At 62.7% G+C, this 6,337-nt stretch carries 3 protein-coding genes; all 3 read right to left on the bottom strand.

Features of this window, described 5'->3' with window-relative positions; translation table 11 throughout:
• Nucleotides 1-205: 205 nt before the first annotated feature.
• The 3 genes from lepA to QZ498_RS14300 all read right to left on the bottom strand — a co-directional run bounded on the left by lepA (nt 206) and on the right by QZ498_RS14300 (nt 6,277).
• On the bottom strand, nt 206-2,005 hold the full coding sequence (gene lepA / locus QZ498_RS14310) for a translation elongation factor 4 (protein ID WP_294623410.1): 1,800 nt from the start codon (nt 2,003-2,005) through the stop codon (nt 206-208).
• 247 nt (nt 2,006-2,252) lie between these two features.
• Entirely contained in the window at nt 2,253-4,946 is a 2,694-nt protein-coding gene (locus tag QZ498_RS14305; protein ID WP_294623408.1) for a cation-transporting P-type ATPase, read from the bottom strand.
• Nucleotides 4,943-6,277, bottom strand: coding sequence for a hemolysin family protein (locus QZ498_RS14300; RefSeq protein ID WP_294623406.1), 1,335 nt, complete (start codon nt 6,275-6,277; stop codon nt 4,943-4,945). The genes QZ498_RS14305 and QZ498_RS14300 overlap by 4 nt, the downstream gene beginning before the upstream one ends.
• Nucleotides 6,278-6,337: the final 60 nt, after the last annotated feature.

Raw genomic sequence — 6,337 nt, 5'->3', positions numbered from 1 at the left:
TTCATTCGGGGACTGACGCTGTCGCACACAAATCCTTGGTTCGGAGCGAAACGGGAACCATGCGCCCTCCCGGGGGGAGGGTCGGGCGCGGCCCGGGGCAAGCCCGGGCGAAACGGTGAATGGATGTTGGAATATGCCCTAGTCACCCTGGGTGGGCACGCAATTGGCTTTGCCAATCGCTTTCGCCCACTCGCGCCAAAATGGACTACTCGTCCATTTTGAGCGCGCTAATAAAGGCCTCCTGCGGGATATCCACCTTGCCGAACTGGCGCATTTTCTTCTTGCCGGCCTTCTGTTTCTCCAGAAGTTTCTTTTTCCGGGTCGCGTCGCCGCCGTAGCATTTGGCGGTGACGTCTTTGCGCATGGCCGACAGCGTCTCACGCGCGATGACCTTGCCGCCGATGGCCGCTTGGATCGGGATTTTGAACATGTGGCGCGGAATGAGGCCCTTGAGCTTTTCGCACATGGCCCGCCCGCGCATTTCGGCGCGGTCGCGGTGCACCATCATGGAAAGCGCATCGACAGGTTCGTCATTCACCAGAAGCTGCATTTTCACGAGGTTGTCGGCGCGGTAGCCGATGATCTCGTAGTCAAACGAGGCATAGCCCTTGGTCACCGATTTCAGGCGGTCGTAGAAGTCAAACACCACCTCGTTGAGCGGCAGGTCGTAGACCACCATGGCGCGGGAGCCTGCATAGGTGAGGTCTTGTTGAATACCGCGGCGGTCCTGGCAGAGTTTGAGCACGTCACCGAGGAATTCGTCGGGCACAAGGATGGTGGCCTTGATGCGCGGCTCTTCCACGTGGTCGACCAGCGTCAGGTCGGGCATATCGGCGGGGTTGTGCAACTCCTCCATGGAACCGTCTTTCATGTAGACGTGGTAGACGACCGAGGGCGCGGTGGTAATGAGTTCGATGTCATATTCGCGCTCGATCCGGTCGCGGATCACCTCAAGGTGAAGCAGGCCGAGGAAGCCGCAGCGGAAGCCGAAGCCGAGGGCGGCGGAGTTTTCCATTTCGTAGGAGAAGGAGGCGTCGTTGAGGGCGAGTTTCTCGATGGCGTCGCGGAGGCTTTCGAATTCCGAGGAGTCGACCGGAAAGAGGCCGCAGAAGACCACCGGGATCGAGGGTTTGAAGCCCGGCAGGGGCGTTTCGCATTGCTTCTTCTCGTGGGTGATCGTGTCGCCCACGCGGGTATCGCGCACCTGTTTGATCGAAGCGGTGATAAAGCCGATTTCGCCCGGCCCCAGTTCGTCGACCACGGTCATGGCGGGGCGGAAGACGCCGATGCGGTCCACGCCGTAGGTGGCGCCGGTTTGCATCATGCGGATCTTGTCGCCCTTTTTCATCACCCCGTCCATGATGCGGACGAGGACGACGACGCCAAGGTAGGGGTCGTATTTACTGTCGACCAGCATGGCTTTCAGGGGCGCGTCGCGGTCGCCGGTGGGGGCGGGCAGGTGATCGACGATGGCTTGCAGGGTTTCGCGGATGCCTTCGCCGGTTTTGGCCGAGACGGGGATCGCGCCCGAGGCGTCGATGCCGATGACCTCTTCGATCTGTTCGGCGACGCGGTCGAGGTCACTGGCCGGAAGGTCGATCTTGTTGAGCACGGGGATCAGCTCATGATCGGCCTCGATGGCCTGGTAGACGTTGGCGAGCGTCTGCGCCTCGACCCCTTGGGTGGAATCCACCACCAGCAGCGAGCCCTCGACCGCGCGCATGGAGCGGGAGACCTCGTAGGAGAAATCGACGTGGCCGGGGGTGTCGATGAGATTGAGCACATATTGCTGCCCGTCATCGGCGGTATAGTCGATGCGGACGGTGTTGGCCTTGATGGTGATGCCGCGTTCGCGTTCGATGTCCATGCTATCGAGCAGTTGATCCTTCATGTCGCGTTCGGCGACGGTGTCGGTCATCTGGATCAAACGGTCAGCCAGCGTGGATTTCCCGTGGTCGATATGGGCCACGATCGAGAAATTGCGGATATGCGAGAGCGGTGTCATGGTAGTGGGATATGGAGGGGTTTTGGGGGGTGGTCAAGGTGGCTTGCGCATCATGGTGATTGCGTCGGCTCTTCGGCAGGCGGCTTGAGGCCTTTTTGCTTGGACGTGCGGTCTCGGACTGCTCCGACCAGAGCCCTTATTCCTCGCGGAAGGCCTGGTTGAACTGGTCGCTCAGGGGTTTCATCAGATAGCTGAGCACGGTTCGGTCCGTGGTTTTGTTTGTTCCCCCTCGCTGCCCGCGCTCCGTTTATGATGGACGGAACGCGAGCCGCATCTGCTTCTCGGTTTCGATCAAAGCGAAGAATACCGCGCCGATTGCCACGATCAGGAGGCCGTCAAACAAGGGAACCGCCTGTGTGCCGAAGATGGATTGCATGGGCGGCAGGAAGGTGATGGCGAACTGTGCGACCGTCACTATGGAGACGCAGACCCACACGGTCCGCGTGCCCTTTGCCGCGGCCCATGTCAGCGAAGGGCTGCGCAGGTTACGGATGTAGAACAGGTACATGATTTCCAGCACCACCAGCATGTTCATCGCCATGGTCTGTGCAAGCGGCAAAGGATACCCCACATCAATCGCATAGGCGTAGATGCCGAAGACGGCGGCGAGGATCAGCGCCGAGGCGAAGATGATCTGCCAGACAAGACCGCCGGTGAGCAAAGGCTCATTCCGGGGGCGCGGCGGGCGGTTCATGGTGCCGGGCTCGGATGGCTCGAAGGCCAGTGAGAGCCCCAGCGTGATGGCGGTGACGAGGTTGACCCACAGGATCTGTACGGCGGTGATCGGCAGCGACATGCCCGCGAAGAGCGCGATGACGATGGTCATCGCCTCGCCCGCGTTGGTGGGCAGGGTCCAGCTGATCACCTTCTTGATGTTGTCATAGACAGTGCGCCCCTCGCGCACCGCCGCCTCGATCGAGGCGAAATTGTCGTCGGCCAGCACCAGTTCGGCGGCTTCCTTGGCGGCGGCGCTGCCTTTTTGGCCCATGGCGATCCCGGCATCTGCGCGCTTGAGCGCAGGTGCGTCGTTGACGCCGTCGCCGGTCATCGCCACGGTCAGGCCTCGTGCTTGAAGGGCGGTGACGAGGCGCAGCTTGTGAGCGGGCGAGGTGCGGGCGAAAATGTCGGTTTCGATCGCCGCATCCGCGAGCGCCGCGTCGTCCAGCGCCTCAAGGTCTGCGCCGGTCAGAACCTGTACATGGTTCCTGAGCCCGATCATCTCGCCGATGGCGCAGGCCGTGGCCGCGTGATCGCCCGTGATCATCTTCACCCGGATTCCGGCAGCGTGGCACTCGGCCACCGCTGCAACGGCTTCGGCGCGCGGCGGGTCGATCAGACCGATCAGGCCGATCAGCGTGAGCTTTCCCTCCAGATCCTCGGCGTTCAGGGTCATTTGATCCTTTGGCACGTCCCGTGCAGCGATGGCGATCACGCGCTGGCCCTCGGCCGCGATATCCTCGACCATGCTGTGCCAGTGATCCTGCTCAAGCGGTTCGCTGTCTCCGTCCGGAGTGCGTTGATCCGCACAGAGCGCAAGCACCGCCTCGGGCGCGCCCTTGACATGGATCGCGGTGCGTTTCGCCCCGTCGTGGTCGAGGGTCGCCATGTAGCGGTGCGCAGCGTCGAAGGGGATGGCGTTGCGCCGTGTCCAGTTGGCGAAGGCCTCGGGGCCATCTCCGGAAATCTTGCGCACAAGCGTCTGAAGCGCCCCTTCCATCGGGTCGCCCTCGACGCGCCAGCCGCCCTCCGGTCCGCGCAGCACGGATTCGTTGCACAGTCCGGCAATGTGCGCGACCTCCTGAAGAATGGCGTGCTCCCTATCGTCTGCACCGGGCGCTTGTACCGCGCCCATCGGGGCATAGCCGTCGCCCGTCACCTCGTAGTGGTGCCCGGCGGTGGCCAGCGTTGCGACCATCATTTCGTTGCGGGTGAGCGTGCCGGTTTTGTCCGTGCAGATCACCGAGACCGAGCCCAGCGTCTCGATGGCAGGCAGACGGCGCACAATGGCGTTGCGCCGCGCCATGGCCTGCACCCCCACCGCCAAGGTGATGGTGAGCACAGCAGGCAAGCCTTCAGGGATGGCCGCGACCGACAGGCCGACCACGGCCATGAAGAGTTCGGCAAAGCCCATGTGTCCGATGAAATACCCATAGCCCAGAATGGCCAGTGCAACGATCAGGATAAAGACAGTGAGCCAACGCGCGAAACGGTCCATTTGTGTGACCAATGGCGTGGTCAGCACCTCAACCGTGCTGAGCATGCCGCTGATGCGCCCGATCTGTGTCCGGCTGCCTGTCTCTGTCACCACGCCGCGTCCGGTCCCCGCCGCCACAAGCGTTCCCGAAAAGAGCATGGGGCTTTGGTCTCCAAGCGGCGCCTCGCTATCCACCGGTGCGACGCCCTTGTCCACGGGCACCGACTCGCCGGTAAGGATCGCCTCCTCGGCCTTGAGACCACGCGCCTCAAGCAAGCGCAGATCCGCCGGGACAAGATCGCCTGCCGTGACGAGCACGATATCACCGGGCACCAGGTCTTCCGCATCGAGGGTGACGCGGCTACCATCGCGCAGCGTGGTCGCGCGCGGAGACAGCATGTCGCGAATTGCCGCCATCGCCTGTTCGGCGCGCCCTTCCTGTATGAATCCGATGACCGCGTTGGCGATCACCACGGCAAGGATCACGCTGGTATCCACCCAATGCCCAAGCGCCGCGGTGACCGCTGCCGCGACGATCAGGACGTAGATCAGAACATTGTGGAAATGTGACAGGAACCGCAGGAGCATGCTGCGGCCCGGTGGCTCGGGCAAGCGGTTCGGGCCGGTCTTGGCGCGCCGACGCGCCGCTTCGTCCGTGGTCAATCCTGTTTCTCCCGCACAGAGAACGTCAAGCGCGTCCTCGGGCGGACGGGCATGAAAAGCGGTCGGTGGGCGTGTTTCTGTCATTCGTTTGGCTTCACTTTTGTGAAGGCCGCAGCGCGAGACGAGCGCGCCCGGCGGTTGGGCCACATCACCTGTTTGGCGATCACCTTGTCGATGCGCAGGCCATCCATGTCGACGATTTCCAACCGCCAGCCGTCGATTTGGACATGCTGTCCAACCTGCGGCACCTCTCCGAGACGTTCGATGACCAGACCGGCCACGGTTTCCACCCCCGGACGGCGGTCGCGCAAAAGGCCGAGATGTTCCTCGAATTCGTCAACCGGCATCCAACCTGCAACAAGCAAAGAGCCGTCGCCGCGCTCGACATATTTGGGCTCGTGGGTTTCGGCTTTGTCAAATCCCCCCGCGATCGTTCCCAACACGTCCATCGGCGTGACGATTCCCTTGAAATGGCCGTATTCGTCGTAGACGAGCAGCATGTGGATGGGCGCCTTTCGCAATCTTTCGATGACTTCAAGGGCGGGCAAAGTCTCCGGGATGACAAGCGCCGGATGCATCAGCCCCAGCACATCGAAGTCTGCATCTGTCGTCGTGAGCAGATCGCGGCTGTGGAGAACACCGACGATGTCGTCAGGTCCTTCCCGCCATAGTGGCAGGCGAGAGTGCCCCGACGCCTGGAAACGCGCGAGCAGCTCGGCGCGCGTTTCTTCGACCCCGGCGGTTTCGACATCAAGGCGCGGTGTCATCAGGCCCCGTGCGCGACGATCAGAAAAGCGCATGACGCCGCCGATCAGGTCCTTCTCGGCGCCGTGAATGACGCCGGCACCGGCCGCTTCGGACAGGACCGAGCGGATATCCTCGTCACTGACAGAGGTTTCGCGCTCGCCCGACTGGCCGATGAGGTGCAAGACGAGCCTGCCCGACCAATCAAGCAGCCACACCACCGGCGCCGCGACGCGGGACAGCACAAGCATCGCGGGTGCCACACGGCTGGCCACGCGTTCCGGCGCGGCCAGCGCGATCTGCTTAGGCACAAGCTCGCCTATGATGAGTGACAGATAAGTGATGACAACGACCACGATACCCACCCCGACCTCGTTCGCCGCCGCCTCGGGAACACCCAGCGCCGGCAGCGCTTCGGCCAGCCGCCGGCCAATCGTGGCACCGGAAAACGCCCCCGCGAGAACCCCTACGAGCGTGATGCCAATCTGCACGGTGGACAGGAACTTCCCGGGGTCTTCCGCAAGGCCAAGCGCGATCCCTGCACCGCGGTCGCCACGTTCGAGGCGCGCTTTCAGCCGCGCGGGCCGGGACGAGACCACGGCCAGTTCAGACATGGCGAGCAGACCATTCAAACCGACCAGAAACAAAACGAGGAAAATCTCCAGAATCATGATCGGGTCCAGTGCGAATTATCTGTCAACGTTTGAATAGCCTTGAAGGTATTGTAGCCT

This window comes from uncultured Roseovarius sp., assembly GCF_913057115.1.
GTDB lineage: Bacteria > Pseudomonadota > Alphaproteobacteria > Rhodobacterales > Rhodobacteraceae > Roseovarius.
This window is presented reverse-complemented; position numbering and strand designations above follow the sequence as displayed.